Here is a 26,071-nt window from a genome sequence, read left to right on the forward strand (position 1 = left end):
GGGAAAGTAAATCCGACAATCCCACAAAAAGGTGGAAAATAAACAACAGACGGAGTGAAAATTCAGAAATTTCAACCCGTCTGTTATAATATGGTTTTAATTAATTCGCTGTCAGCTGATTTACCGGGGGTCTCCCGGACAGGAGACACTATTGCCCTGTATGATTCTTGGAATATAGATGGCCTCCCTGTTAAGAAGTTGGTTTTCACTCTGAATCCGTTCCAGAAGCATCTGGCCAATTCTGAACCCTAAAGCCCAGGTGTCAGGCAGGGCATAGGTCGGCTGGACATAGAACAGGTCGCACAGGTTTACATTACATGGAGCTACAATGGACAGGGTCTCAGGAATGGGGATGTTGTGATCGCGGCAGTATCTCAGGGCACCGATGCAGGTTTCATTATGGGCAGCCACCAAGGCGGTAGGCGGGTGGGGGAGCCTTAAAAATTGTTCCAAGGCTTCATATCCAAAGGCAGAGTCATGGGGGCCTTCCAGAAAGTAACGATAATCCCTGTCCACCGTAATGTGTATGGAGGCCATGGCGCGCTTAAACTGCTGAAGCCGTTCAGCGGCAGAGCTGAACTGGGTGGGGCCGCATATGATGCCTATTTTTGTATGACGGTTTCGTATCAGCTCCATGGTCATCTCGTAAGTGCTGATGCCGAAGTCTGCATTGGCAAAATCCCCGACAAATCCGGGATGATCAATCCGACGGTGTATCAGGACAGTGGGTATTTTCTGGCTTAAGCTTACAATCAGTTCATTGTTGCCACCGCAGCTGTTTAGGACAAGTCCGTCAATTTTGCGTTCTGAGAGCATCATCAGATAATTGCGTTCAATCTCACTGTTATTAAATGAGTTGCAGATGAAAAGAGTATAGCCCTCCTCCTGGATTGCATGTATGATGGCTTGGGCAATCTGGAAGTAATATTCGTTTGTACCATCTGCAATCACCAGGGCGATGGTCTTTGAGCTTTTATTTTTTAATTCGCGGGCAGCCTGACTGGGATGGTAACCCAGTTCTTCGATAACCCTTAATATGGTGCTGCGTACTTCCGGCGACACTTTGGGGCTGTTGTTCAATACCCGTGAGACAGTGGCGGTGGATACTCCGGATTGTTTTGCTATATCCCGGATGGTAATTTTTGCCATAAGAAACTCCTTCAAACTATGCTGCTGTAATGGAAGATACCCGGACGGGCCGGGGGGGATCCTCTTTTCTTATTATACTTGATGTGGCAGAGGAACGCAATGAAAAATATGCCAAATGTGTAATCAATTACACAAAATGTTATTATGCATAAAAAATAGGATAAATAATGTATGAAATGCATAAAAATATAACTTTTAATACAAATAAATTGACATATACGATAAAATATATTATTATTAGTCGTGTAAACGATTACACGAAGCGCGATGTGAACCAGGGGAAGAACATCAGAATATGGAGGTATTTTTATGAAGAAAATGTTAGCAGTAACATTGGCCGTGTTAATGGCGGGGATAGTGGCCGGATGCGGCACTAAGACAGAATCATCTGCGGCGGCAGAAACTGAAACGGCTGCTGTAAAATCAGAAGCTTCCGATACGGAACAGGCCCAAGAGAGCCAGGAGCCATCCGCTTCCGGTGACCCCATCCGTATTGGCCTGACAACAGTTCTCACGGGGGATCGTTCGCTGGAAGGAGAATATGCCTCCAATGCGGCAAAAATCATAACCGAGGAAATCAACACTCAGGGAGGCGTTCTGGGGCGTCCCATTGAAATTGTGATTGAGGATGCTTTGGGAACGGATGTGGGTGCTGTAAACGCTTACCGTAAGCTGGCTTCGGATGACAGTATTGTGGCTATTGTGGGTCCGGACAGTTCCAATGACGGTATGGCACAGTCGCCCAGCGCACTGGAATTTAAGATACTGACCACGGCTCAGGGTTCTTCCCCCACTTTGAAGAACATGTGTAATAATGATAATCCGTATTTGTTCCAGTTAAGAGCCTGCGACGATACGCTTTGCGCTGCCCTGATTAAATATTCGGTGGAAGAGCTGGGAATTAAGAGTTATGCGGTTATGCATGACACAGAGACTTCTTCTGCGGATCAGGCAAGACTGTTCACAGAGGCCCTTAAATCCTACGGTATAGAACCGGTGGTAACCGTACCTTTTACGACAGGGACAAAGGACTTTTCTTCCCATATCGCACAGGTACAGGCATCAGGCGCTGATGCAATCATCGGGGCCGCGTTCCAGACGGAAGCCGCTATTTTGATTCAGCAGATCCGCTCCCTTGGAATAGAAGCTCCTATACTGGGCTCCAACGGATTTGCAGACCCTGTGACCATCCAGCTGGCCGGGGAATTAAATGACAATGTATATTGCGCAAGCGCATGGGTACCGAATACACCGAATCCAAAGGGTGCTGCGCTGGCTGAAAAGTATAAGGAGCTTTACGGCGATGACTGCGGAAAGGCGGCAGCCCAGATATACGACCATATATCCGTAATCTGCGAAGCCATCACGTTGGCCGGTTCCACGGACAGAGAAGCGGTCAGGGAAGCTATGAATACCATTGGCGATTATCAGGGAGCCATTACGAAATATGACTGCCGGACAAACGGTGACTGCGGACGAGGCGGACTGCTTGTAAAGGTTGTAAAAGGCAAGGCGGAAATTATTTCGGAAATCACCTCGGAAAAAGTCATTGAGTAAATACGGTGTGAACAGAGAAAACGTGGTGAGTATTGTGGAGGGGAGGAATCAGGTGCATGAATGTTCAGTTACTTGTGGCAGGTGTTTCCATGGGAATCATATACGGTTTGATAGCCATAGGAATGGTGCTGATTTTCCGGTCTGTGGGCGTCATGAATTTTGCGCAGGGTGAGTTTTTGATGTTTGGGGGGTATTTTTGTTATACATTTAATAAAATACTGAACCTTCCAATCGTACTTTCGCTGGTGCTGGCATCCCTCAGCATGGGGGTGGTAGGCATTCTGTTCATGAGGACCTCCTATTGGCCCCTGCGCAGTGCCCAGGCAAAGGCAATTATCGTCAGCGCAATGGGGGCGTCCATTGTATTTAAGGAAGGGGCCAGGCTTATATGGGGGTCCATTCCTGTGACAATGGACCGGGTGATTCAGGGAACCGCCCATCTGGGCCAGGCAACGATACAGTGGCAGAATGTGGCAATCATTGCCATCTCTGCAATCATAATGGCTCTGGTATATATGCTTCTGGAAAAGACATTTGTGGGTAATATTATGCAGGCAACGGCTCAGGACCAGTATATGGCATCACTGACAGGAGTACCTGTGATTGTGTCCATAGGCCTGACGTTCGCCCTGTCAGCCATGATTACCGGAATCGGGGGAGGACTGCTGGCGCCTATTTTCTTCCTTAATAATACAATGGGAGCCACTGCCGGCGCCAAGGCTTTTGCTGCTATTGTCATAGGCGGCTTCGGCAGCGTACCCGGAGCTGTGTTGGGGGGATTGATCGTAGGGCTGGTGGAGGCCTTTGGAGGAGCTTATATATCCAGTACGTATCAGCTGGTACTGATTTACGTGGTATTGATTGCGGTTCTGATGTTCCGGCCCCAGGGGATATTTGGTGAAAAAATCCAGGAGAAAGCGTAGGTGACTTATATGTTGGAAGGAATCAGATCAGTTAAGAAACCTTATATTCTTACATTGATGGCCATTGGCCTGGGATGCAGCATACTGCCTGCGGTTTCATCCAGTTATATGATGAGGGTATTTAATATAACTCTGATTACATATCTTTGTGTATTGAGCGTATATGTGCTTTTGGGGCTCTGCGGACAGAACTCCTTTGCTCAGGCCGGTCTGTGGGGCGTAGGCGCATATATTACAGCCAACATGGTCCTTAAGCTGGGGCTGGGATCGGCTGCCGCCTTCATCATTGCTACCACGGGTACCGCTGCGTTCGCCTTTATACTGGGGTTTGCGTTTTTCAGGCTAAAGCAGTATTATTTTACCTTTGCATCAGTGGGCCTGATGACGATTCTGAATGGACTTTTTATGAACTGGGTGCCTGTGACGGGAGGTGCCCTGGGAATATCAGACATCCCTGTTTTCTCTATTGCAGGCTTTGCCGCCAATACGGAGAATCGTAAGTTTTTTTTGATACTGATTGTCTGCATGCTGGCCAGTCTGGGTATCAGAATCCTGTTTCATTCCCCTCTGGGACGGTCATTCATGGCCATACGTGATAACGAGATGGCGGCCAACTGTCTGGGGATTAACAGTCTTTTGACAAAAAGCATTGCATTCGCGATTTCAGGCGCCCTGTGCGGGGCGGCAGGAGCAATGTATGCGTTCCTTTCGGGGTATTTGAGCTACCAGACATTTACGTATCAGCAGTCTACCATGTATTTAATTATGATCATGCTTGGAGGCACCATGTCTCCGGTGGGGGCAATCATCGGTACCCTGATCATTTCCCTGCTGCAGGAATGGGTACGGCCCTTACAGAATTATATGCAGTTTATCTATGGCACAGGAATCATGATCTTGATGATTGTCCAGCCGGAGGGAATCATAGGGGGAGGGAAAGAGTTCTATGCCAGATACATTAAAGGAAGAACAGGCCGTTTTACGGTTAGATAATGTCAGCAAGAATTTCGGCGGGGTAGTTGCCGCCTCTGATATATGCATTCAGCTTTTCAGAGGGGAGGTATTTGGCCTGATTGGACCAAACGGGGCAGGCAAGACCACTCTTCTTAACCTGATTACCGGTATTTATATGGCGGACGGGGGAGACATATATCTGGACGGAGGAAAGATAACCAGGTTTGCCACCCACCGACGGGCTAAAATGGGTATAGCCAGAACGTTCCAGCATCCAAGGCTTCTTAACCGGTGCGATATCAGGACTAATATCTTTATGGGAGTGGACCTGGCGGCCAGGAGAAGGGGGAAAAATAAAAATGTGGAGCAGGAGCTGGCCCAGCTTCTTGCCTGTGCCGGCCTTGATGGAGTGGACCTTACGGACCAGGTAGACCAGCTGGCCTATGGACAGCAGAAGATGTTGGAAATCGTACGGGCCATTCTATGCGAACCGGTGGTGCTCCTTCTGGATGAACCCGCGGCAGGGCTGAACCACAAGGAGATGGACTATATCGTGGCCCTGATTGATAAGGCGGTGGAGAAGAAGATTGCAGTACTTTTGATTGAGCACGCCATGGATTTGGTGATGTCGGTTTGCGACAGAATTACAGTACTTAATTTCGGATGCCAGATTGCCACGGGAACCCCAAAGGAGATTCAGATGAACGAGGCAGTGATAACGGCATATCTGGGAGGTGGAGGCAGTGCTGAAAATTGAGAATCTGATTGCTAATTACGGGAGAATAGAAGCCCTTCATGGAATCAGCCTGGAGGTAAGGGAACATGAAATAGTTGCCTTGATTGGAAGCAACGGTGCTGGGAAAACCACGCTTCTCAATTCGGTCTCGGGTCATGTCACAAAAGAGGGGAAAATTGAACTGGCAGGAGAAAATATCAGCAAGCTGGCGCCTGATAAAATTGCCAGGAAAGGCGTGCTTCATGTGCCTGAAGGGAGACATGTATTTCCTGGTCTTACGGTAGAACAGAATCTCCTGGTGGGAACTGCGGCTAATAAAGGAGTCCGCCTGTCCGCAGGTAATAATAAGGGAGATCTGGACTATGTTTACGATATATTTCCGAGACTTTTGGAACGCAGGAAGCAGCTGGCCTGGTCCCTCTCCGGAGGAGAACAGCAGATGTTAGCTATCGGTCGGGCAATTATGGGTCATCCAAGACTGCTTATGTTAGATGAGCCGTCCATGGGGCTGGCCCCTCTGGTGATTGATGAGCTGTTTGAGAAGATTGTAGAGATAAATAAATCGGGAACACCGGTACTACTGGTGGAACAAAATGCAAAGCTGGCCCTTAAGGTGTCTGACAGGGCGTATATACTGGAACGCGGGAATATATCACTGTCCGGAAAATCAAAGGATTTGATAAATGATAAGCGTGTAACGGAGGCGTATTTGGGTAAATCCAGATAGGGGCCGCATAATTTGGAAGGAGAAATGGAATATGGTAATTTCGGTGGGAAGTGATCATGCCGGTTATGGACTGAAGGTAAAGATGATTCCGTATCTGGAATCACTGGGACATACAATCATCGACAACGGGAACAATGGAGCGGAGGATGTAGTCTTTTTTCCGGAGGTGGCAAGGGCTGTGTGCCGGCCGGTTCTTGAAGGGACGGCGGAACGCGGTATTATGTTTTGCGGAACCGGAGTGGGTGCTTCGGTTGCGTGCAACAAAATACCCGGAATCAGGGCGTCCATTGTCCATGATTACCAGTGTGCCCATCAATGTGTGGAGCACGATCATGTAAATGTGATGTGCATTGGCGAAAAGGTGGTGGGAGAGTGGCTGGCGAAGGATCTTCTGAAGGCATTCTTGGAGGCGGCAGGCGATACAGACGAAAGGACAGCCCATGTAATTCAGCTATTGGCACAGATGGACCAGAGACAGTAAGGAGAGGCAATGGAAAAGAGATACATATTTGACGCGGATACACATGTTTCGCCTTATAGTAATTTTGATAAAAGCATAAATGCCTGTCAGTGGGAAGAACGGATGGAACGCGCCGGGGTGGCTCATGCCATAGTCTGGCTGCTGCCGCAGGGAGTGGTGGATGTGACGGAGAGCAACCGGTATATAGGAAGGGAGGCACAGAAAAACAAGAGAATAGTTCCCTTTGGCTGGGCCAATATACGGGAAGGGGCTGAAAAAGCCAGGGAAGACGCCCGGTTATGCCTGGAGGAGTATGGGTGCGCGGGCGTAAAGCTGAACGGGGCGCAGAATGAGTATTATATAGACTGTCCGGAAGCCATGTCTGTCATGGAAGTAGTTGCGGCCCGCAATGGTATGATAGCGTTTCATATCGGAGCGGACTATCCTGATTTTACGGATCCTATCCGGGCGGAGCGGGCAGCCAGGGCATTTCCGGACACTAAGTTTCTTATGGTGCATATGGGAGGGGCAGGTGAACCTGATGTGAGCCAAAGGGTTATCGAAACAGCGGCCCGTAATCCCAATATGTATCTGGTGGGAAGCGCCATACCTGCAGCCAAAGTAAAGGCGGCCATTGATACGCTGGGACCTGACAGAATCCTGTTTGGTTCAGACACGCCATTTTATGATGCGGCAGATGTAATTAGGGAATATGACAGGATGCTTTCCGGGTATGATGAAGAAGTGAGAAGAAAAATCATGGGAGAGAATGCCGGAAGGCTTTTTGGACTTCCAGTGCAGAGCGTGTGACGTGCGCAGGGGTGGATGCAGACAGACCAGCATCCACCCCTGTTCCTTGTGTTGGGAGAATATATTTTACTTGTTCTTCTTGCCTTCCTTCCCCTTTTTTCCCTCTTTTCCTTCCTTGGCCGCCTTTTTATCGCCCTTTTTTGATTTCGCGGATTTCTTGGGTTCAGACTTCTTTGGCTTATCGCCTTTGGGGGAGTCGGATTTTCTGGATTTGGAGGATGTCTCCTTTTCCGCGGAACCGGCTTCGGGGACAGAAGGTTCCTCCGGGGCGGGACTCCCTTCCGGGATGTACTCTATGATATCGCTGATATCACAGCCCAGCAGTGTGCAGAGGGTATCCAGGGTGTGGGTGGATACATGCATGTTTTTTTTCAGCCGTCCTATCTGGCCCGCGCTGAAATTATAATGTTTGATCAGTCTGTACTGAGTCATGCCCTGGGCTTCCATGGTTGCCCACAGCCGGTCATAGCGTATCATGGCTTATCCTCCTTTTGGCTGTTAAAGTCCGTAAAACCGGGCTTTTCAGTGGCTATTATCAATAAATGGATTATACCATGAAGCGGGTATAAATACAAGGAGGATTGGCAGAAATGGGAATAAAAGAGAGAAGAATGGGAATAGTAGGAATGACCATATGTCACACTGTTTTCATATATAATTAGGAGGAAAATCCATGACTGATTTTAAGACCAGCGAGACAGCTAAGAATCTTATGAGAGCCTTTGCGGGAGAGAGCCAGGCCAGGAACCGTTATACCTTTGCGGCGGGGCTGGCAAAGGAGCAGAAGATGCCCATGGTGGAGGCGGTATTCCGCTACACTGCAGACCAGGAAAAGGAACATGCGGAAATATTTTATGACTATCTGAAGCCGTTAGATAAGGAAACCATATTCATAGACGGAGGTTATCCGGTGGATTTGGAAAAGAATACCCTGGCCCAGCTGAATGCGGCCGCACACAACGAATACGAGGAGCATGACGTGGTGTACAAATCCTTTGGAGACATTGCGCAGAAGGAAGGCTTTTCCCAGATTGCAGCCACCTTCCGCATGATTGCGGAGATTGAGAAGACCCACGGTGAGCGTTTCCAGTATCTGGCAGATCTGCTGGGAGCCGGGAACCTGTATGTGAGCCCTCAGAAGGAGACCTGGATCTGCACCAACTGCGGATATATATATGAAGGAGAAGAACCCCCTCAGTACTGTCCTGTATGCCGTCACGACCAGGGCTATTTTGCCCGCAAGGAGCTGGCGCCGTGGTATCTGCAGGATAATATGCAGAAGAATAAGCAGGCAAAGTAGCCCACAGACAAAATAAGATTTTACAAAGAGGGTGAGTGGGTGGTATAATGTCCACGCAGGCAAAGCCCGGGGCCCTGAAGGAACACAGCCAAATCAGGGCCGGCCGCGCTTTGCAAATGAGACTGAAAACTGATTACCACCTATTAAGGAGAACAGATATATGCCAAATCCAATTCAAGCAGTCATATTCGACCAGGACGGACTTATGTTTGACACGGAAAGCCTGGCCGCCACATCCTGGTTTGAAGTAGGACCTAAATACGGAATCCATGTGGACGGCAATTTCCTGCGGGGAATCCGGGGATGCAAACCTGACAAGGTAAAACAGGTCTGCACACAGCAGTTCGGTGAGGAGGCCATGAAGGACTATGACAGGTTCCGGGAAGAGAAGCGCCAATACTCCTACCGCTGGATTGCGGAGCATGGCGTCCCGGTAAAAAAGGGCCTTAAGGAACTGCTTATATACCTGAAAGACCACAACATAAAGACAGCCGTGGCCACGGCCAGCAGTGAAAGCTGGACCCAGGGCAATGTCAGGGGAGCCGGCGTGGAGAAGTATTTTGACGATTACATATACGGGGACATGGTGAAGGAAGCAAAGCCAAACCCGGCCATCTTCCTGCTGGCAGCCCGGCGGCTGGGGGTGGATCCCGGGGCATGCGTTGTCCTGGAAGACAGCTTTAACGGAATCAAGGCAGCCGCAGCAGGCGGTTTTAATCCAGTGATGATACCTGACCAGGACCAGCCGGATGAAGAAATCCGGAATCTGCTGACCGCCTGCTGTGACAGTCTTACAGATGTCATCGGCCTTTTTGAGAACGGCAGTCTGTCATTAAAGCAGCCATAGCAGCCCCGGAAAAGAAGCTGTCATCTAATAAAGGAATGAATTATATGTGGAAAGAAGCCGTTTCCCTGGCCGCAGCGGCAGGCGCTGCCTGTATGCTACGGTCCGAGTACGAAAAAAAGCATTTTTCAGTGGAAGTGACAGAGATCATTTCCCCTAAACTGGAAAGGGACAGGAACCTGATATTCCTGTCCGACCTTCACAATAACGAGTTTGGCCGGGACAACGGGGAACTGGTGGCAGCGATTCACCGTCTGAATCCGGACGCGGTATTATCCGGCGGAGATATGATGGTCTGCAAGGGAAAGCGGGACATAAAGGTCCCGCTGAAGCTGTTCCGCCAGCTGGCAGCCAGCTATCCGGTTTACTGCGGCAACGGAAACCATGAGAACCGCATGGTGTGGGAGCGCAGCTTATACGGGGACCTCTACGAGGAGTACAGGGATGCCATGACCGCCATGGGCGTCAGCTACCTGGAGGACAGCTGTGCTTTTCTGGGAAGGGACTTAAGGATTGCCGGTCTGGATTTAGCCCCCTGTTTCTACCGGAAGGCCCTGTACCAGAAGGTGCCGCCCATGCCCCCGGGCTATCTGGAACGGAAACTGGGCAAAGGACCGTCTGACTGCAAGGAGGAGCCCTTCACCATTCTTCTGGCCCATTCCCCTCTGTATTTTGATTCCTATGCCCGCTGGGGAGCGGATTTGACTCTGGCCGGACATTTTCACGGAGGCACCATCCGCATACCGGGACTGGGGGGAGTCATGACGCCCCAGTACCAGTTTTTCTTACCCTGGTGCGCCGGGGATTTTGAACGGGACGGGAAGCGGATGATTGTCAGCCGGGGACTGGGAACCCACTCTATTAACATCCGCCTGAACAACAGGCCCCAGCTGGTGCTAATCCGTTTGAGAAGGGCGTGACAGGCATAAAAAACCATAAAATGAATGCCACTTACAGGTGAAAGAATGGAAACCATATCCTATAAGCTGGAGCATTTTGAAGGTCCCTTGGATCTGCTGCTCCACCTCATTGAGAAAAATAAGATAAACATATATGATATTCCCATTGTGGAAATCACGGCCCAGTACCTGGACTATGTGCGCCATATGGAGCGGGAGGACTTAAATATTGTCAGCGAGTTCCTGGTAATGGCGGCCACGCTGCTTGACATTAAGGCTAAGATGCTCCTTCCCAAGGAAGTGGATGAGGAAGGGGAGGAAATAGACCCCAGGGCAGAGCTGGTTATGCGCTTACTGGAATATAAGAAGTACAGGCTGATGGCCGATGAACTGGCTGACAGGGAGGATGGGGCTCTAAAGCATCTCTATAAGCCCTCCACCCTGCCGCCGGAGGTTGCCAAATATGAGCCTCCGGTGGACCTGGACAAGCTCCTTGACGGACTTACGCTGGCTAAGCTCCAGAGAATCTTTGAGCAGGTAATGAAGCGCAAGGAGGACAAGATTGACCCTATCCGGAGCAATTTCGGAACCATACACAGGGAACCCGTAAGCCTGGAACAGAAGATAGGAAACGTGCTTCTTTACGCCAGGAGGAAGCGCAGATTCAGCTTCAGGGAACTTCTGGAGGGACAGCCGGACAAGCTGGAGGTGGTGGTTACCTTCCTGGCGGTTTTGGAGCTTATGAAGATAGGAAAGATTCATTTGAGCCAGGAGGAGACCTTTGGGGACATGGACATAGAGACCCTGGAGCAGGAAGGCGAGGAAGAGGAGCTGGATTTGGCCCAACTGGGTGATTTTGAAGGATGATGGATGGAATCTTATGAGTAGTAAAGACAGAATAGAAGCCCTGGAGGCCGGAGCCGGCGTGGTTGAAACCCGCACCGGAAAGCTGGCCGGAAGTGAGAAAAGAGAAGCAAAGGAGCAGGAAGGGCAGATGGAGCTTGCCTTTCCTCCTACAGAGGATGAAAAAGAGCAGGAGGCGGTTATAGAGGCAGTGCTCTTTACCATGGGAAGGTCGGTGGAGCTTCGCCAGCTGGCGGCATCCATCGGCCAGCCGGAAGAAGTGGCCAGGAAGGCAGTGGAGCGCCTGATAAAGCGGTACAGGTCAGCCAGAAGCGGCATGGAGATAACCCAGCTGGAGGACAGCTACCAGATGTGTACCAAGGCAGCCTACTACGAAAACCTGATACGGGTGGCCTCTGCCCCCAAAAAACAGGTGCTGACGGAAGTGGTGCTTGAGACCCTGTCCATCATTGCCTATAAGCAGCCTGTGACCAAGATGGAGATTGAGAAGATACGAGGCGTCAAGTCAGACCACGCGGTGAACCGTCTGGTGGAATACAACCTGGTATACGAGGTGGGCCGCCTGGACGCGCCCGGCCGGCCGGCTCTTTTTGCCACCACAGAGGAATTTCTGCGCAGGTTCGGCGTGGGATCGGTCCAGGATTTGCCGGATTTGGGTCCTGAGCAGGAAGCGGAGATCAAGGCGGAGGTGGAGGAGGAGCTGCAGCTTAAGCTGGAGGAACTGACGGTTGAGGCTGCATCTGGGGAAGCCGCTGAGACGGCCGAGACCGCCATGGAAACCGCTGAGACGGCCGAGACCGCCATGGAAGCCGCTGAGACGGCCGAGACCGCCATGGAAGCCGCTGAGACGGCCGGGACTGCCATGGAAGCCGCCGCGACGGCTGAGGAAACAGCCGTGGCCCGGGAACCGGAAGCCTGATGCCCCGTGTTTGTACACAGAGGAGATTCCCAAAGCAGTACATGAGGAATATACTAAAATAAAAAGAAAAAGTTGATATCATGCTTGGAAGTCTGATTTTAGTATTTGCTCTCTGTACAGATACCTTTGTGGCCAGCCTTGCATATGGAGCCAACCGGGTCCATGTGGGCTGGGGAAAGGTAGCTTTGTTAAACGGTATATGCAGCGGATGCCTGGGGCTGGCCCTGGGGCTGGGAAACGTTATAAGCTCTGTCCTTCCGGGGGATGTGACCAGGATTATCTGCTTTGTAAGCCTGTTTCTGCTGGGATTCATCAAGTTCCTGGATTACAGCATTAAGGCCTATATCAACCGCCATTGCTGTATCCGCCGTAATCTCAGCTTTTCCCTGTCTGGACTGAAGGTCATAGTCAATATTTACGGAGACCCCATGGCGGCGGACGTGGACGGCTCCCAGTCCCTTGGATGGAAGGAGACCGTATTCCTGGCTCTGGCCATGTCCATTGACAGCCTGGTGGCCGGAACCATGGCAGCCCTGCTTGATATTCCTGTGGCCGCAACCCTGGCACTGTCATTTGCCGTGGGAGTATGTATGATGTACGGCGGCCTGTGGCTGGGGCGCAAGGTGGCCTCACGCTTCCGGTGCGACCTGTCCTGGATTAGCGGCGTCCTGCTGATGGTCCTGGCTTTGATGAAGGTCCTTCATTGATGGGGGGATGGCTGAAAATGTTCTTGGACCGTGCCTTATGGTATGGCTTATCCTGATGGACTGCCAATTTATGGATATTTTTCATCCCTTTACCAGTGAGAACGACCGTAAGAAAAACAGGTAAGAAAAACAAAAAACAAAATTAATGCGCAAAAAAACATAACAAACACGAAAAAAAGCAGCCCAGCCGGCGTAAGGGAGTTCCGATACGCTGGTCCGGGGCTGCTTTTAACCGCCGTTTTACCGCTATATATCTTTTGCCTTGGCTGACAGTCCTTCCATGTAGGCTTCTGCCTTTGATTTATCCAGAGGGTCCAATTTATCATACAGGTCCATAATCCGCCTCTGCTGTTCGTTCAGGGTAACCTGTATGCCGTCGGTGCTGTAGAACTGGGCCATGGTTATCCCCATGACTTCGCAGATACGCCGTATGGTCGGTATACTGGGAACCGTGGTACGTCTGAACAGGTTGCCTATATTATTGGGGGAAGTATCCATCTCCAGTGCCAGGCGGTAATGACTCCATCCCCGCTCTCTGCAAAGCTCTTCTATGCGCTCCAGCTCATAACTCATCATGTTTTTCACCACCATAGTCTATTATCTACAAAATCTTTTGTATTATTGTATCCCAGAGGTGAAAAAAACATTAGGCTGAAATGTAGTAGTGGGGGAATTCACTATATAATGCATAAATACACGTACAATGCATTGCTATACCAGACGGCCGCCATCACCATATCCCAACAGATCGTTAGGGGTGATGCGGAAATAATCGCAAAGTATCTTAAGCTCAATGTCCGTCACAAGACGTTTGCCCTTCTCTATTCTGAGTATGGTCAGTTCGCTGAAATAATAGCCCTGCACCTGTAGCTGGGCAGCCATTTCCTTCTGGGATAGTTTTCTGCTTTTGCGCAGCTTGAAAATCTGGTTGCCAATGAGATTTCTCTGCGGCTGGGAATTGTAGGAAATTTTCATAGATGTCCCTCTGTTCGGTGTAATACTTCTAAAAGTGAAGTTCCTATATGATTGTAATGAATATGAATATATCAAAGTTTCTAATAAAGAAGGAATAAAAAATAAAGTAGAAAATTCCATAGGAGTATGATAGACTTGTAAAAGTGCCACAGTTCAGACGGCGTATCTTCTTGACTGAGAGAAACGGACAGGCAGTATCGGATGGACTGTTACGTAAAAGTATGAAAGAGACAGGAGAAAATTATGCAGAGAATTGCGAAATTTCATAAAGTTAGTTTTGAACAGTTTAAGGCAGATTGGGCTGATGCTTTCCCGGATACATCGGAGGAAGAGATAATACATATTTATGAAGGGATCCGGCTTCCGGCCAGAGCCACTTCCGGCTCCGCTGGATATGATTTCTTTACTCCGGTTCCCCTTACCCTGGCCCCTGGTGAGAGCATGAAGGTCCCCACCGGCGTCAGGGCGGAGATTGACACTGGCTGGGTGCTCCAGATTTTTCCGCGCAGCAGCCTGGGATTTAAATTCAGGCTCCAGCTGAACAACACGGTGGGAATCATTGACAGCGATTATTTTTATTCAGACAATGAAGGCCATATGTTCATTAAGGTGACCAATGATTCCAGGGAGGGAAAGACTGTGGAGCTGGGACAGGGCGCCGGATTTGCACAGGGAATTTTCATTCCTTACGGCATCACCGCGGACGACGAATGCAGTGATGTGCGCAACGGCGGTTTTGGAAGTACGGATGCAAGGTAGGTAGAAACATATGGGAAGTCGTGGACAGAGGTCATACAGCAGCGGGCGCAGGCCCCAGTCAAAGGGGCAGCACCCCGGATACGGAGGAAAAAGGCCGGTTTCCAATGCAGCGCGCAGGCGCCGCAGGAGAAACCGGATTATCAGGGCGGTCATTGCGTGGGCAGTCTGCATCTTTCTCGTGGGGTTGATTGCAGCGGGAACATTCCGGCTGGTGGCGCATATGACCACCTCCAAGAAGCGCCAGTTCCGTGCAGAGGGTATAGAGAAGCTGGAGGCAGGAGATTATGCAGGGGCCATCGGATCCTTTGATACGGCTCTTGAAAAGTCTGGCAAGGGAGCAGAGGATTTCAACCGGGATGTGCTCTTATACAGGGCGGATGCAGAGTTTCTGTTAAAGGATTATAATGCGGCTATCCACACCTATGACCTTCTTCTGGAGATGAAGCCGGACACACCGGAGTATATGTACAGGCAGAGCAGCTGCTATGCCCGGCTTGGAGATACGGATAATGCCCTTGAGCGCTACCAGGAGGCTAAGGCGCTGGATAAGAAGGACAAGCCGGTGCCCGGCAGGCAGGAGGCCCTGCTGGCCGCAGGAAGCGCCTGTGTGGACGCGAAGGAATACGATAAGGCCATGGCGCTTTATGAAGACGCACTGAAGGATGGGATGGAACATGGTGAAATCTATAATCAAATGGGTCTATGCCAGATGGCTGCAGAGGATTACCAGAGTGCTTATGATTCTTTTGACAAAGGGTACCAGGTAGCGGCTGCTGCCCAGGCTGTGGCTCTACAGGAGAAAGACCGGAAAACAGGCAAGGAGACGGACAAAAAAGAAACGAAGGATGGGGACGCCGGGGAAGGGGCAGGCGGGGAAAACGCGCCGGCTGTCGCGGCAGAAGCAGACGGCTTCAGGGAACTTTTGAAGGAGCTTTCGTATAACCGGGCCGCTGCCTGCGAACACTTACAGCAGTACGACAAAGCCCTGGCATTATTTGAGGACTTTGTAAAGGAGTTTGGCTCCAATGAAGATGCGGAGCATGAGATTGCATTTTTGAAAACGAGGTAGGAATGGCAGAATTAATTGATTTGAGTGAACTGCAGGAAAAGGTAATACTGGTGGCGGTGAGCACTGCCGAGGAGGAGGACACGCCCGCTTCCCTGGATGAGCTGGAAGAGCTGGCCTCCACGGCAGGGGCTGTAACTGTGGCCAGAATCATCCAGAACCGGGAAAGGGTACATCCGGGCACCTATCTGGGGAAGGGTAAGATAGACGAGGTGAGAGAGCTGTTATGGGATACCCGGGCCACAGGCGTTATCTGCGATGATGAGCTGTCACCGGCCCAGCTCAGGAACCTGGAGGATGCTCTGGACACCAAGGTCATGGACAGGACCATGGTCATACTGGATATCTTTGCTTCACGGGCCAGCACAAGAGAGGGCAAGATTCAGGTGGAGCTGGCCCAGTTAAAATACAGGGCCGTGCGTCTGGTGGGAATGCGCAATTCCTTGTCCCGTCTGGGAGGCGGCATAGGAACCAGAGGTCCCGGTGAGAAAAAGCTGGAAACAGACCGCAGGCTTATCCATCAGCGAATCGGCCAGCTTAAAGAGGAACTGGCTGATGTGAAGCGCCACCGGGAGGTGACCAGGCAGCAGAGAGAGAAGAATTTTGCTCTTTCCGCGGCGATTGTGGGCTATACCAATGCAGGAAAGTCCACCCTGCTCAACCGTCTGACCGGGGCGGGAATCCTGGCGGAGGATAAGCTTTTTGCCACCCTGGACCCCACCACCAGGAGCTATACCCTGGAGGATGGCCAGCAGATACTGCTTACAGACACCGTGGGATTTATCCGCAAGCTTCCCCATCATCTGATTGAAGCCTTTAAGAGTACGCTGGAGGAGGCGCGCTACAGCGATATCGTCCTCCATGTGGTGGACTGCTCCAATCCGCAGATGGACATGCAGATGCACGTGGTGAAGGAGACGCTGGAGGAACTGGAGATTGTGGATAAGACCATAGTCACCGTGTTCAATAAGGTGGACCGTTTCCGTGAGCTGGAGGCCGGGGAGAACAGCGGTGTCATGCAGATTCCCAGGGATTTTTCATCAGACTACCAGGTGAGGATATCGGCCAGGACAGGAGAGGGACTGGAAGAACTGCAGAAGGTGCTCCAGGCCATTATACGCAGCAGGCGGATTCTGTTGGAAAAAGTTTTTCCATACAGCCAGGCAGGGCGTATCCAGACCATCCGCAAGTACGGTCAGCTTCTGGAGGAGGAATACCAGGAGGATGGAATTGCAGTAAAGGCATATGTGCCGGCAGAGCTTTTCGGAAAGCTGTATTCCAATTGAATTTAATTGGAAATATAAAAAATGCCCCCTGTCCGAAAAACCACGCAGGTATAAGGTTTTGCAGGGATTTGGAAAAAAGAGTTATAAGTACAGTTAATAAGACACAATATCTGGGATAATATAAAAAGTTATTCATAGATATTGTGTTTTGTATTTCCATCTGCTATAATGGGTGCGTAGCTCGCTCCACATGGAGCGGGCCCTGCGTTTTCACAGCTGTGAAACAGCTGTATCATTCCGGGTTTACCAGACGCGGAAAAAGGGTCGAATAAAGTGTACGTGGGTTGAAAGGAGCAAGTGGTATGATTCAGGTAGTTAAAAGGGATGGGGAAGTTGCCGAGTTTAGTCTGAATAAGATAACAGAGGCCATCAAAAAGGCATTCAGGGCAACATCCAAAGATTACAACAATGAGATTCTGGAGTTATTATCCTTAAGGGTGACTGCGGATTTTCAGAATAAGATGAAGGATGGAAGGATTTCTGTGGAAGAAATCCAGGACAGCGTGGAGCATGTCCTTGAACAGACCGGATACACAGATGTGGCAAAGGCTTACATTTTATATAGGAAGCAGCGGGAAAAGATACGGAACATGAACAGCACGATCCTGGATTACAAGGACGTGGTGAACAGCTATGTAAAGGTGGAGGACTGGCGCGTAAAGGAGAATTCCACGGTTACCTATTCCGTGGGAGGGCTGATTCTCAGCAACTCCGGGGCCGTGACTGCCAACTACTGGCTCAGTGAAATTTACGACCAGGAGATAGCGGAAGCTCACCGCAATGCGGACATCCACATCCACGATTTGTCCATGCTTACCGGATACTGTGCGGGCTGGTCCTTAAAGCAGCTCCTTATGGAAGGCCTGGGAGGCATCACGGGAAAGATTACCTCCTCGCCGGCAAAGCATCTGTCCGTGCTCTGCAACCAGATGGTCAACTTCCTTGGAATCATGCAGAATGAATGGGCCGGAGCCCAGGCATTTTCTTCCTTTGATACATACCTTGCTCCCTTTGTAAAAGCAGATAATTTAAGCTATCCGGAGGTGAAAAAGTGCATTGAGTCCTTTATCTATGGAGTGAACACCCCCAGCCGCTGGGGCACCCAGGCACCTTTCTCCAACATCACCCTGGACTGGACTGTTCCGGATGACATGGCAGAGATGAATGCCATTGTCGGCGGTAGAGAGACGGACTTTAAGTATAAAGACTGCAAAAAAGAGATGGACCTGATTAACAAGGCATTCATCGAGACTATGATTGAAGGTGATGCCAACGGACGCGGGTTCCAGTACCCCATCCCCACCTATTCCATTACCAATGAATTTGACTGGTCAGATACAGAGAACAACCGGCTTCTGTTTGAGATGACATCCAAGTACGGAACGCCCTACTTCTCCAACTATATCAACAGTGATATGCAGCCAAGCGATGTCCGCAGCATGTGCTGCCGTCTCCGTCTGGACCTCAGGGAGCTGCGCAAGAAGACAGGCGGATTCTTCGGCTCCGGCGAGAGCACCGGTTCCGTGGGCGTGGTGACCATCAACATGCCAAGAATCGCTTACCAGGCCAAGGACGAGGCTGACTTCTATGCAAGGCTGGACCACATGATGGATGTGTCTGCCCGTTCCTTAAAGACCAAGCGCCAGGTCATAACAAAGCTTTTGAACCAGGGGCTGTATCCCTACACCAAGAGATATCTGGGCACCTTTGAGAACCATTTTTCCACCATCGGTCTCATAGGCATGAACGAGGCAGGCCTCAATGCCAGATGGGTCAGAAAGGATATGACTCACAGGGAGTGCCAGGAGTTTACCAAGAACGTGCTGAACCACATGAGGGAACGCCTGTCGGATTACCAGGAGCTGTACGGCGACCTTTACAACCTGGAGGCTACGCCGGCTGAGTCCACCACCTACCGTCTGGCCAAGCATGACAAGCAGCGCTATCCCGACATTATCACTGCCGGAGAAGAGGGGGATACGCCGTATTACACCAACAGTTCCCATCTTCCCGTGGATTATACGGAGGATGTATTTGACGCTTTGGACATCCAGGATGAGCTTCAGACCCTGTATACATCAGGAACTGTGTTCCACGCGTTCCTGGGCGAGAAGATGCCTGACTGGAAGGCCGCGGCCAATCTGGTGCGCACGGTTGCTGAGAACTACAAGCTGCCTTACTATACATTGTCGCCTACCTATTCCATCTGCAAGTGCCACGGATACTTGATTGGGGAGCATTTTACCTGTCCAATCTGCGGGGAGAAGGCAGAGGTCTACAGCCGTATTACCGGCTATTACCGTCCGGTCCAGAACTGGAACGAAGGCAAGACCCAGGAATACAAGAACCGTACCAACTACAACATAGGCCAATCCCAGTTAAAGCATGGCGTGTCCAGAATCACGGCAGATACCAGGGAGAGGACGGACATTGCCAGAACAGAGAGTTCCCATCAGGGGAAGGAGAAGGGAGGCGCCTTGACTCACCTGTATCTCTTTACCACCAAGACCTGCCCCAACTGCGTATCGGCAAAGGAGTTCTTAAAGGGACAGGATTACCAGATTATTGATGCGGAGGAGCGTCCTGACTTGGCGGAAAAATTCGGCATCATGCAGGCGCCTACCCTGGTGATTGTCAGTGACGGCATCGTGCAGAAGTTTGCCAATGCTTCCAACATCCGCAGGTTTGTGGAGCAGAATCATACAAGTACAGTAAAGGCATAAGGACCGGAAGATGGATACATTGTATATGTTTATGGGGGCTCTGTGCCTGGCAGAGGGTATATGTCTCTTTACAGGAAAGGATTTTCTCATGTTTATGGGCTCCACCAAAAAGGAGGACTACAACCTGGATAAGGTGTTTCAGGTGGAAAAGTGGATATTCCTTGTGGATGCTGCATGCAGCTTAGGAGTGGGCATGAACCGGTTTCCGGATGTGGCGGAAAACATACTGCTGGTTGTGTTCGGAGTCACATTGGCTGCCCATGTGTATGTGTTTAAGAGTAAAAAATTCCGGAAGGAAAATGAATAAGAATTCCTGATAAGACATCTTTGGTGAGAGGATGGGATTTTATCGGGAATGATGCGGACCGCCGCTCTCAGTGATTGGGAGCGGCGGTTTTTTCAGTGCGCCCGGCGGCGCACGTCTCTAACTGGTGAAAGTCCGGAATCCGCCCGGTGGTGGGAAGGATATAGCCGAAGGCAGGGGTGTTCATCGTGAGGTGTCGAGAGAATCAGAAGGGGAAAGTACACCCCCGACCCGGTAAGACGAGTGGAGATTCCCAAGCCAGACGGTGGAATACGAAAGCTGGGTATTCCAACCGTAAAAGACCGCATTTTCCAACAGGCCATAACACAGCGCCTTACACCGGTCTACGAGCCGTTGGTCTCGGAGAACAGTTACGGTTATCGCCCGGGAAGAAGCGCGAAAGATGCCATTCAGAAGGTGAAAGAGTATGCAGAGCAGGGATATATCCATGGGGTAGCATTGGACTTGTCGAAATACTTTGATACCCTGAACCATGAGATACTCCTGAATATCCTGCGCAGAAATGTGAGGGACGAAAGGGTAATCCAGTGGATTAAGAGGTACTTAAAGAGTGGCGTGATGGAAAACGGAGTAGTCATGGAAACAGAAGAAGGTTCGCCGCAAGGAGGAAATCTTTCCCCCCTGCTGGCAAACATCTATCTGAATGAGTTTGACCAGGAGTATCAGAAGCGTGGAATTGTATTTGTCCGTTACGCGGACGACATCGTGCTGCTGGCGAAAAGCGAGAGAGCTGCCAAGAGACTGATGGAGACGAGCACGAAATATCTGGAAGGGCCGCTGAAATTGAAAGTGAACCAAGAGAAAAGCCGTGTAGTCAGCGTGTTTGCAATCCGAACTTTTAAATTCCTTGGCTTTACATTGGGAAAGAACGGAAAGGGCATATATGTCCGGGTTCATGGAAAGTCATGGAAGAAAATGAAGTCAAAGCTGAAAGAACTTAGTTCCCGAAGGTCTGTTCAGAGCATACGCCCTGCATTAGCAAAGATAAAAGTGTATATGTGTGGCTGGCTGAATTATTACGGGATTGCGGAAATGAAGAAGCGGATAGAAGAACTCAATAAGTGGCTATACCACAGAATCCGAATGTGTATATGGAAACAATGGAAGAAACCGAGAACCAAGGTGAAGAACCTGCGGAAAATGGGAGTGCCGGAAGATTTGGCATGGCAGGCAGGAAACAGCCGGAGAGGATATTGGTTTACCACGCAAACGGTAGCGGTAAATATGGCAATGACAAAAGAAAGACTGATAAGCAGTGGCTTTTATGATTTAGCCACAGCTTATCAGTCAGTGCACGTCAACTGTTGAAACCGCCGTGTACCGAACGGTACGCACGGTGGTGTGAGAGGACGGCGGTTAATCACCGCCTCCTACTCGATTGAAGGATGGCTGTTGTGGTAAAAGTGCACAAAATAGTTGGGGTAAAATGCTGGATTTAAATAAAGTCACACATCATTACTTGACAAAAAGCTGTATAGCTATATACTAGTAGTATAGCTGTATAGCTAATGCCGTAAGTACATTGGAGGAGGTAAACATGAAAACTTTAAAGGAGAAGCTGAGAGACAGGGATGAATTGTCAGGGATGCATATATGCCTGACAGAACCCTGTATCAGTGAGATGTGTGCCGGATTGGGATATGATTTTTTGTGGATTGACACCGAGCACACAGCCATTGATTACCAGGTGCTGCTGTACCATCTGATGGGTGCAAAGGCAGGCGGTACGGATACACTGGTTCGTATTCCATGGAATAACCAGGTATTGGCAAAAAGAGTGCTGGAGATGGGCCCTACGGGAATCATCATTCCGATGGTCAATACAGCCCAGGAGCTGGACGCTGCCATGCAGGCCACCCTGTATCCGCCTTATGGGATTAGGGGATTTGGCCCCTTGCGGGCAGTGAGGTACGGGCTGGATGATGCGGATTCATTTATAGAGTCATCCAGGCAGCAGCTGGTCCGGTGTGTACAGATTGAGACAAAGACAGCAGTAAAGAATCTGAAAGAAATGGTCAAGAACCCTTATGTGGACTGCTTTATTCTGGGGCCCTGCGACTTGTCCGGCTCCATAGGGGAGCTGAACCGTGTATTTGAGGACCATACCAGCAGCCTGGTTGATGAGGCGGTGGCGATCATCAATGAGAGCGGAAAGTCTTCCGGCGTATCCACAGGCAGCGATGACCCGGAAATCATACGCTACTGGCATGAAAAGGGCATTAACGTGATATCGGCTGGTTCAGATTATGTACATATTATGGACGGCGCCCGAAAGGAACTAAACATGTTGAGACAGATTCAGGCAAAATAGGGAGGATAAACGCTATGAAGAAACGCATAATTAGTATCGCATTAGTGCTTGCAATGACCGCAGGTCTGGCTGCGTGCGGCCAAAAGACATCTGAGACAAAGAGCCCATCGCAGGCGCAGGCAAAGACAGAAGCAGCCCCTGATGCCTCAGAGCAGCCGCAGACAGATGCGGGCGCAGAGCTGCCGGAGGTAAAGCTGGTATTTTCCACACAGTCCAGCGGCGATGTAAATTATGTAAAGGCCATGCATATGATAGCAGATGAGATATCAGAAAAAACCAATGGTAAATTTACAATGGAAATCCACGAAAACGGAAGCCTGATGACCCAAGAGGGAGAGGTGGATGCTGTTGCCAGGGGAAGCCTTGACATGATGTTCAGCTCACCGTTCCTGATATCCGACCAGATGCCGTACCTGACTATGTTTACGGCAGCCTATATTTTTCAGAATGAACAGCACATGAGGGCAGTTATGGATGGAGAGATTGGCCAGAAGGTAGCGGATGATGTGGCTGAGAAATTAAATGTGCGCTGGCTGTCAGCACTTTACTGCGGAGCCCGCCATCTGGATATGAGGGATATTGGCAGAGAGATTACAAAACCGGAAGATTTAAACGGTGTCAATTTAAGGATGCCTAATTCTTCTGCATGGCTCTTTATGGGGAAGGCGCTGGGGGCTAATCCCACACCTATGGCTTACGCAGAAATATACCAGGGACTTCAGACAGGCGCCATTGACGGACAGGAGAATCCTCTGCCTACCACCATTGCACAGAAATGGTATGAGGTGACCAGCCAGATTGTTCTTACAGGTCATGTGATTGAGCCTATGTGCATCGCAATCAATGAGGAGAAATGGCAGTCTCTTCCCCAGGAATACAGGGATATCATGACAGAGGCAGTTAAGACAGCCACAGCGTGGTGCGATGAGGCAAACCTGAAGCAGGAACAGGAAGCAATTACGTTCCTGAAGGAGCAGGGATTAACGGTTATTGAACCGGACCTGAATGCGTTCATGGAGTATTCTGAGAACTATTATTTGAACGACAAGGATATGGTAAAAGATTGGGATATGGAATTGTATCATCAGATAAAGGATTTGAAATATTAATGAGAGGTATTCTGAATGGACGTATGGAAGAAATGCTTTCAGGCTGTCATGGATTTTATAGAGATTTACATGCCTATGTGCTGGTTTATTCTGCTGTTTGTGGCATTCATCCTGCAGATTATATCCAGATACATATTTAATAATCCCCTGGTATGGCCTTATGAGCTGGCGCAGATTTCCTATGTATGGATTATTACGTTGGGATGCTGCTATGCACAGCGGACAGATGATAATATTGTTTTTTCTGTAATTTATGAACTTGTGGGGGAGAAGGTCAGGAGGCTGTTCCGTTTCCTTCAGGATATCCTGATAGTTGGCCTGCTGGTCTATCTGGTACCGTCGGCACTGGAGTTTTACAGGTTTTATTTTACCAGGTACAGCACGGTTTTCAAGGTTCCTCTGGGATTTGTATATCTGGGATTTTTCGTGTTTCAGATTATTACCATTGTCCGGTACTGCGGGGACCTGGCAGGCTGTTATAAGGAATTTCGGAAAGGAGGAAAGGCAGTATGAGCCATGCCATGATGATTTCCCTTGGTTTGCTGGTGGTGTGTTTTGTCATCAGGATGCCGATAGCCATAGGAATGATTATATCCTCCACGCTCTATCTGGCTGTGAAAGGTATGGACCCCAGTGTGGTGGTGGAAATTTTTACCAGTAAGATGTACAATAACTTTATTCTGCTGGCAGTCCCGCTTTTTATCTTTGCTGCGAATATCATGAATTCCAGCAAGGTAACGGATAAGATATTTGACTTTTCCAAGGTTCTGGTGGGCCGGTGGAAGGGCGGCCTGGGACATGTGAATGTCATTGCATCCCTGATATTTTCAGGAATGACAGGTTCCGCGGTGGCTGATGCATCGGGACTTGGAATCATGGAAATTGAGGCCATGCGAAAGGAGGGATATGATGACGGGTTTAGCGCAGCCATAACAGCTGGTTCCGCTGTAATAGGCCCCATCTTCCCTCCCAGCATCCCCCTGGTAATATACGGGGTCATTGCAGGCGCATCCATCGGCAACCTGTTTCTGGCAGGCATGGTGCCTGGAATTATACTGGCCCTGGCTCTGTGTATTTATGTCTGCTATATTGCTAATAAGAGAAATTATCCCAGCGGAAGAAAATATGCCGGGATGGAATTCATCAAAATGACGGTGAGCGCGGTTCCTGCCCTCCTAACCCCCATCATCCTTCTGATGGGAATTTATACAGGCATCATGACTGCCACAGAGGCCGGGGCAGTGGCAGCCCTATACGCCCTGCTCATATCCGTTTTTGCGTACCGTTCCATAACACTGTCAGAGTTTATCCAGGTATTGAAGAATACGGTGAAGTCTACGGGACAGATTGGCATTATGCTGGGTGCTGCTTATGTGTTTTCTTATGTGATTGCAGTGGAGAATCTTCCGTCTCTGGCAGGAAATCTGATTCTGTCTTTTGCCACCACAAAGGTTTCCTTTCTTGTTTTTGTCAACATACTGCTGTTCATACTGGGGATGCTGCTGGATTCAGCTGTTTTACAGCTGGTATTGCTGCCTATCCTATGTCCGATAGCCCAGTCCTTTGGTATCGACATGGTTCATTTCGGGGTGGTGTTTACGCTGAATACCATGATTGGACTTTGTACACCGCCATTTGGCATGCTATTATTTATTGTGACAGGAATCAGCGGAGAGAAGATGAACACCATCATAAAAGAAGTCATGCCCATGGTTTTTGTGATGGTCCTGGTGCTGATACTTGTAACGTTTGTGCCGGATGTCATTATGTGGCTGCCGAGACTCTTTGGCCGATAAAATTCTTGTAACTTTTCTGTTGTTGTATTAAGATAAGTAGGAGGGGGACATGTAACCGCCGGGGTTTTTAGAATAATAAGATAGAGATGGGTAATGTATATGGAAGATCTGGATTTCAAAGTAAAGAAGAAAAATTTATATGAGACAGTGGCTGACCGTATGGAGGACATGATTCTGAGTAATTCGCTGCGGCAGGGGGAACGGCTTCCAAGTGAGCAGGAGCTGGCATTGAAATTCGGAATCAGCCGTAATGTCATGAGAGAATCTTTGAAACTGCTTAAGGAAAGACAGCTGATTGTGCAGAAGAACGGTGAAGGCACCTTTATAGCAAAGCCTGAAAGCGGAAGTGTTACAGAGATTCTCAACCGCATGCTGCGGCTGGATGATATCGGATATATGGATGTATATGAGATGCGCAAGCTGCTGGAGCCCTATGCCAGCAGGGTTGTGGCTGAAAAAAAGGATGATTTGGATTTTGAGAAGCTGGAACAGTATCTGCAGGGAATGATTGAAAGTAAGGATGTATGGGATAAACGCATTGACTATGACATCCAGTTTCATATCTGTATAGCCGAGGCAACCGGAAATCCGCTGCTGATTTGTTTCATTAACTCCATGGTGAGTCTTTGGAAGACAATTCTGCTGAGAGGAATTGTAACGCAGCAGGAGGGACACCAGGATGGAATTGAATTCCACAAGAGAATCATTGACAGCCTGAAACGAGGAGATCCGGATGAAGCGGAAGCAGTCATGAGGGCTCATATTGAGAAGTCCGCCAAGATGTGCTGGGTGGAAGATGTGCAGTGATGATATAAAAAATGTATAAAGGACAGCCTGACAGGTATTTTTACCAAGCGGCTGTCCTTTTTCCA

At 49.6% G+C, this 26,071-nt stretch carries 27 protein-coding genes and 1 pseudogene; 24 read left to right on the forward strand and 4 right to left on the reverse strand.

Annotated elements, in window-relative coordinates; genetic code table 11:
• Nucleotides 1-120 precede the first annotated feature (120 nt).
• Nucleotides 121-1,149, reverse strand: a complete 1,029-nt coding sequence (locus CGC65_RS08165) for a LacI family DNA-binding transcriptional regulator (RefSeq protein ID WP_002569893.1) — start codon at nt 1,147-1,149, stop codon at nt 121-123.
• A 309-nt stretch (nt 1,150-1,458) separates the two neighbouring features.
• On the opposite strand from CGC65_RS08165, the gene CGC65_RS08170 reads away from it, so the two are divergent.
• From CGC65_RS08170 to CGC65_RS08200, 7 genes are read left to right on the forward strand one after another with little or no spacing between them, the layout of a single operon-like run.
• A complete protein-coding gene (locus tag CGC65_RS08170; protein ID WP_002569892.1) occupies nt 1,459-2,706 on the forward strand; it encodes an ABC transporter substrate-binding protein in 1,248 nt (415 codons plus the stop codon).
• A 56-nt stretch (nt 2,707-2,762) separates the two neighbouring features.
• The gene (locus CGC65_RS08175; RefSeq protein WP_002569891.1) at nt 2,763-3,629 is read left to right on the forward strand and encodes a branched-chain amino acid ABC transporter permease; all 867 of its coding nucleotides are present in this window, start codon (nt 2,763-2,765) and stop codon (nt 3,627-3,629) included.
• A gap of 9 nt (nt 3,630-3,638) precedes the next feature.
• The gene (locus CGC65_RS08180; RefSeq protein WP_007038360.1) at nt 3,639-4,622 is read left to right on the forward strand and encodes a branched-chain amino acid ABC transporter permease; all 984 of its coding nucleotides are present in this window, start codon (nt 3,639-3,641) and stop codon (nt 4,620-4,622) included.
• Complete coding sequence (locus CGC65_RS08185; protein ID WP_002569889.1) at nt 4,576-5,340, forward strand: ABC transporter ATP-binding protein; 765 nt, start codon at nt 4,576-4,578, stop codon at nt 5,338-5,340. Before CGC65_RS08180 ends, CGC65_RS08185 begins: the two co-directional genes overlap by 47 nt.
• Nucleotides 5,327-6,046 (forward strand): ABC transporter ATP-binding protein, encoded by a 720-nt coding sequence (locus tag CGC65_RS08190; RefSeq protein WP_002569888.1) that lies wholly within the window; start codon nt 5,327-5,329, stop codon nt 6,044-6,046. The genes CGC65_RS08185 and CGC65_RS08190 overlap by 14 nt, the downstream gene beginning before the upstream one ends.
• Nucleotides 6,047-6,077: 31 nt before the next feature.
• Entirely contained in the window at nt 6,078-6,527 is a 450-nt protein-coding gene (locus tag CGC65_RS08195) for an RpiB/LacA/LacB family sugar-phosphate isomerase (RefSeq protein WP_002569887.1), read from the forward strand.
• A gap of 9 nt (nt 6,528-6,536) precedes the next feature.
• Nucleotides 6,537-7,316: an amidohydrolase family protein gene (locus tag CGC65_RS08200; RefSeq protein ID WP_002569886.1), complete on the forward strand. Its 780-nt coding sequence runs from the start codon at nt 6,537-6,539 to the stop codon at nt 7,314-7,316.
• Nucleotides 7,317-7,382: 66 nt separating this feature from the next.
• Here CGC65_RS08200 and CGC65_RS08205 read toward each other — a convergent pair whose 3' ends face one another.
• A complete protein-coding gene (locus CGC65_RS08205) occupies nt 7,383-7,793 on the reverse strand; it encodes a helix-turn-helix domain-containing protein (RefSeq protein WP_002569885.1) in 411 nt (136 codons plus the stop codon).
• 196 nt (nt 7,794-7,989) lie between these two features.
• Between CGC65_RS08205 and rbr the strand changes: the two genes are divergently transcribed.
• The 6 genes from rbr to CGC65_RS08235 all read left to right on the forward strand — a co-directional run bounded on the left by rbr (nt 7,990) and on the right by CGC65_RS08235 (nt 12,849).
• On the forward strand, nt 7,990-8,616 hold the full coding sequence (gene rbr, locus CGC65_RS08210) for a rubrerythrin (protein ID WP_002569884.1): 627 nt from the start codon (nt 7,990-7,992) through the stop codon (nt 8,614-8,616).
• Nucleotides 8,617-8,776: 160 nt separating this feature from the next.
• On the forward strand, nt 8,777-9,463 hold the full coding sequence (locus tag CGC65_RS08215) for an HAD family hydrolase (protein ID WP_002569883.1): 687 nt from the start codon (nt 8,777-8,779) through the stop codon (nt 9,461-9,463).
• Between the two features lie 44 nt (nt 9,464-9,507).
• Nucleotides 9,508-10,380, forward strand: a complete 873-nt coding sequence (locus CGC65_RS08220; RefSeq protein ID WP_002569882.1) for a metallophosphoesterase — start codon at nt 9,508-9,510, stop codon at nt 10,378-10,380.
• A 45-nt stretch (nt 10,381-10,425) separates the two neighbouring features.
• On the forward strand, nt 10,426-11,226 hold the full coding sequence (locus CGC65_RS08225) for a segregation and condensation protein A (RefSeq protein ID WP_002569881.1): 801 nt from the start codon (nt 10,426-10,428) through the stop codon (nt 11,224-11,226).
• Nucleotides 11,227-11,239: 13 nt separating this feature from the next.
• Nucleotides 11,240-12,142, forward strand: a complete 903-nt coding sequence (gene scpB / locus CGC65_RS08230) for an SMC-Scp complex subunit ScpB (RefSeq protein WP_002569880.1) — start codon at nt 11,240-11,242, stop codon at nt 12,140-12,142.
• An 80-nt stretch (nt 12,143-12,222) separates the two neighbouring features.
• Nucleotides 12,223-12,849, forward strand: coding sequence for a manganese efflux pump (locus tag CGC65_RS08235; protein WP_002569879.1), 627 nt, complete (start codon nt 12,223-12,225; stop codon nt 12,847-12,849).
• A 246-nt stretch (nt 12,850-13,095) separates the two neighbouring features.
• On the opposite strand, the gene CGC65_RS08240 is transcribed toward CGC65_RS08235, so the two are convergent.
• Nucleotides 13,096-13,425 carry a helix-turn-helix domain-containing protein gene (locus CGC65_RS08240; protein WP_002569878.1) on the reverse strand — a complete coding sequence of 110 codons (330 nt, stop codon included), beginning with the start codon at nt 13,423-13,425 and terminating at the stop codon, nt 13,096-13,098.
• 135 nt (nt 13,426-13,560) lie between these two features.
• On the reverse strand, nt 13,561-13,824 hold the full coding sequence (locus CGC65_RS08245) for a helix-turn-helix transcriptional regulator (RefSeq protein ID WP_002569877.1): 264 nt from the start codon (nt 13,822-13,824) through the stop codon (nt 13,561-13,563).
• 243 nt (nt 13,825-14,067) lie between these two features.
• Here CGC65_RS08245 and CGC65_RS08250 point away from each other — a divergent pair, with 243 nt between their 5' ends.
• The 11 genes and pseudogenes from CGC65_RS08250 (at nt 14,068) to CGC65_RS08300 (ending at nt 26,006) form a co-directional block, all read left to right on the forward strand.
• Complete coding sequence (locus CGC65_RS08250; RefSeq protein WP_002569876.1) at nt 14,068-14,583, forward strand: dCTP deaminase/dUTPase family protein; 516 nt, start codon at nt 14,068-14,070, stop codon at nt 14,581-14,583.
• A gap of 10 nt (nt 14,584-14,593) precedes the next feature.
• Nucleotides 14,594-15,652: a tetratricopeptide repeat protein gene (locus CGC65_RS08255; RefSeq protein ID WP_002569875.1), complete on the forward strand. Its 1,059-nt coding sequence runs from the start codon at nt 14,594-14,596 to the stop codon at nt 15,650-15,652.
• Between the two features lie 2 nt (nt 15,653-15,654).
• Complete coding sequence (gene hflX / locus CGC65_RS08260; protein WP_002569874.1) at nt 15,655-16,935, forward strand: GTPase HflX; 1,281 nt, start codon at nt 15,655-15,657, stop codon at nt 16,933-16,935.
• 302 nt (nt 16,936-17,237) lie between these two features.
• Nucleotides 17,238-19,658 carry a ribonucleoside triphosphate reductase gene (locus CGC65_RS08265; RefSeq protein ID WP_002569873.1) on the forward strand — a complete coding sequence of 807 codons (2,421 nt, stop codon included), beginning with the start codon at nt 17,238-17,240 and terminating at the stop codon, nt 19,656-19,658.
• A gap of 10 nt (nt 19,659-19,668) precedes the next feature.
• Nucleotides 19,669-19,965, forward strand: coding sequence for a hypothetical protein (locus tag CGC65_RS08270; RefSeq protein ID WP_002569872.1), 297 nt, complete (start codon nt 19,669-19,671; stop codon nt 19,963-19,965).
• Between the two features lie 192 nt (nt 19,966-20,157).
• Nucleotides 20,158-21,291, forward strand: a pseudogene (ltrA, locus tag CGC65_RS08275) (group II intron reverse transcriptase/maturase); the annotation flags it as partial.
• A gap of 229 nt (nt 21,292-21,520) precedes the next feature.
• Nucleotides 21,521-22,294 (forward strand): HpcH/HpaI aldolase family protein, encoded by a 774-nt coding sequence (locus CGC65_RS08280; protein WP_002569870.1) that lies wholly within the window; start codon nt 21,521-21,523, stop codon nt 22,292-22,294.
• 14 nt (nt 22,295-22,308) lie between these two features.
• Complete coding sequence (locus CGC65_RS08285; protein ID WP_002569869.1) at nt 22,309-23,403, forward strand: DctP family TRAP transporter solute-binding subunit; 1,095 nt, start codon at nt 22,309-22,311, stop codon at nt 23,401-23,403.
• 15 nt (nt 23,404-23,418) lie between these two features.
• Nucleotides 23,419-23,916 carry a TRAP transporter small permease gene (locus tag CGC65_RS08290; protein WP_002569868.1) on the forward strand — a complete coding sequence of 166 codons (498 nt, stop codon included), beginning with the start codon at nt 23,419-23,421 and terminating at the stop codon, nt 23,914-23,916.
• A complete protein-coding gene (locus tag CGC65_RS08295) occupies nt 23,913-25,199 on the forward strand; it encodes a TRAP transporter large permease (protein ID WP_002569867.1) in 1,287 nt (428 codons plus the stop codon). Before CGC65_RS08290 ends, CGC65_RS08295 begins: the two co-directional genes overlap by 4 nt.
• A gap of 93 nt (nt 25,200-25,292) precedes the next feature.
• Entirely contained in the window at nt 25,293-26,006 is a 714-nt protein-coding gene (locus CGC65_RS08300) for a FadR/GntR family transcriptional regulator (protein WP_002569866.1), read from the forward strand.
• Nucleotides 26,007-26,071 lie beyond the last annotated feature (65 nt).

The sequence above is a fragment of the Enterocloster bolteae genome (assembly GCF_002234575.2).
Lineage (GTDB): Bacteria > Bacillota > Clostridia > Lachnospirales > Lachnospiraceae > Enterocloster > Enterocloster bolteae.

Coding starts and splice junctions, on each gene's coding strand:
- CGC65_RS08200 (WP_002569886.1), top strand. CDS start 6,537: ATGGAAAAGAGATACATATTTGACGCGGATACACATGTTTCGCCTTAT.
- CGC65_RS08235 (WP_002569879.1), top strand. CDS start 12,223: ATGCTTGGAAGTCTGATTTTAGTATTTGCTCTCTGTACAGATACCTTT.
- CGC65_RS08170 (WP_002569892.1), top strand. CDS start 1,459: ATGAAGAAAATGTTAGCAGTAACATTGGCCGTGTTAATGGCGGGGATA.
- CGC65_RS08195 (WP_002569887.1), top strand. CDS start 6,078: ATGGTAATTTCGGTGGGAAGTGATCATGCCGGTTATGGACTGAAGGTA.
- CGC65_RS08280 (WP_002569870.1), top strand. CDS start 21,521: ATGAAAACTTTAAAGGAGAAGCTGAGAGACAGGGATGAATTGTCAGGG.
- CGC65_RS08180 (WP_007038360.1), top strand. CDS start 3,639: ATGTTGGAAGGAATCAGATCAGTTAAGAAACCTTATATTCTTACATTG.
- CGC65_RS08220 (WP_002569882.1), top strand. CDS start 9,508: ATGTGGAAAGAAGCCGTTTCCCTGGCCGCAGCGGCAGGCGCTGCCTGT.
- CGC65_RS08225 (WP_002569881.1), top strand. CDS start 10,426: ATGGAAACCATATCCTATAAGCTGGAGCATTTTGAAGGTCCCTTGGAT.
- CGC65_RS08265 (WP_002569873.1), top strand. CDS start 17,238: ATGATTCAGGTAGTTAAAAGGGATGGGGAAGTTGCCGAGTTTAGTCTG.
- CGC65_RS08250 (WP_002569876.1), top strand. CDS start 14,068: ATGCAGAGAATTGCGAAATTTCATAAAGTTAGTTTTGAACAGTTTAAG.
- CGC65_RS08185 (WP_002569889.1), top strand. CDS start 4,576: ATGCCAGATACATTAAAGGAAGAACAGGCCGTTTTACGGTTAGATAAT.
- CGC65_RS08285 (WP_002569869.1), top strand. CDS start 22,309: ATGAAGAAACGCATAATTAGTATCGCATTAGTGCTTGCAATGACCGCA.
- CGC65_RS08255 (WP_002569875.1), top strand. CDS start 14,594: ATGGGAAGTCGTGGACAGAGGTCATACAGCAGCGGGCGCAGGCCCCAG.
- CGC65_RS08270 (WP_002569872.1), top strand. CDS start 19,669: ATGGATACATTGTATATGTTTATGGGGGCTCTGTGCCTGGCAGAGGGT.
- CGC65_RS08165 (WP_002569893.1), bottom strand. CDS start 1,149: ATGGCAAAAATTACCATCCGGGATATAGCAAAACAATCCGGAGTATCC.
- CGC65_RS08290 (WP_002569868.1), top strand. CDS start 23,419: ATGGACGTATGGAAGAAATGCTTTCAGGCTGTCATGGATTTTATAGAG.
- CGC65_RS08295 (WP_002569867.1), top strand. CDS start 23,913: ATGAGCCATGCCATGATGATTTCCCTTGGTTTGCTGGTGGTGTGTTTT.
- CGC65_RS08205 (WP_002569885.1), bottom strand. CDS start 7,793: ATGATACGCTATGACCGGCTGTGGGCAACCATGGAAGCCCAGGGCATG.
- CGC65_RS08300 (WP_002569866.1), top strand. CDS start 25,293: ATGTATATGGAAGATCTGGATTTCAAAGTAAAGAAGAAAAATTTATAT.
- CGC65_RS08175 (WP_002569891.1), top strand. CDS start 2,763: ATGAATGTTCAGTTACTTGTGGCAGGTGTTTCCATGGGAATCATATAC.
- CGC65_RS08240 (WP_002569878.1), bottom strand. CDS start 13,425: ATGATGAGTTATGAGCTGGAGCGCATAGAAGAGCTTTGCAGAGAGCGG.
- rbr (WP_002569884.1), top strand. CDS start 7,990: ATGACTGATTTTAAGACCAGCGAGACAGCTAAGAATCTTATGAGAGCC.
- scpB (WP_002569880.1), top strand. CDS start 11,240: ATGAGTAGTAAAGACAGAATAGAAGCCCTGGAGGCCGGAGCCGGCGTG.
- hflX (WP_002569874.1), top strand. CDS start 15,655: ATGGCAGAATTAATTGATTTGAGTGAACTGCAGGAAAAGGTAATACTG.
- CGC65_RS08245 (WP_002569877.1), bottom strand. CDS start 13,824: ATGAAAATTTCCTACAATTCCCAGCCGCAGAGAAATCTCATTGGCAAC.
- CGC65_RS08215 (WP_002569883.1), top strand. CDS start 8,777: ATGCCAAATCCAATTCAAGCAGTCATATTCGACCAGGACGGACTTATG.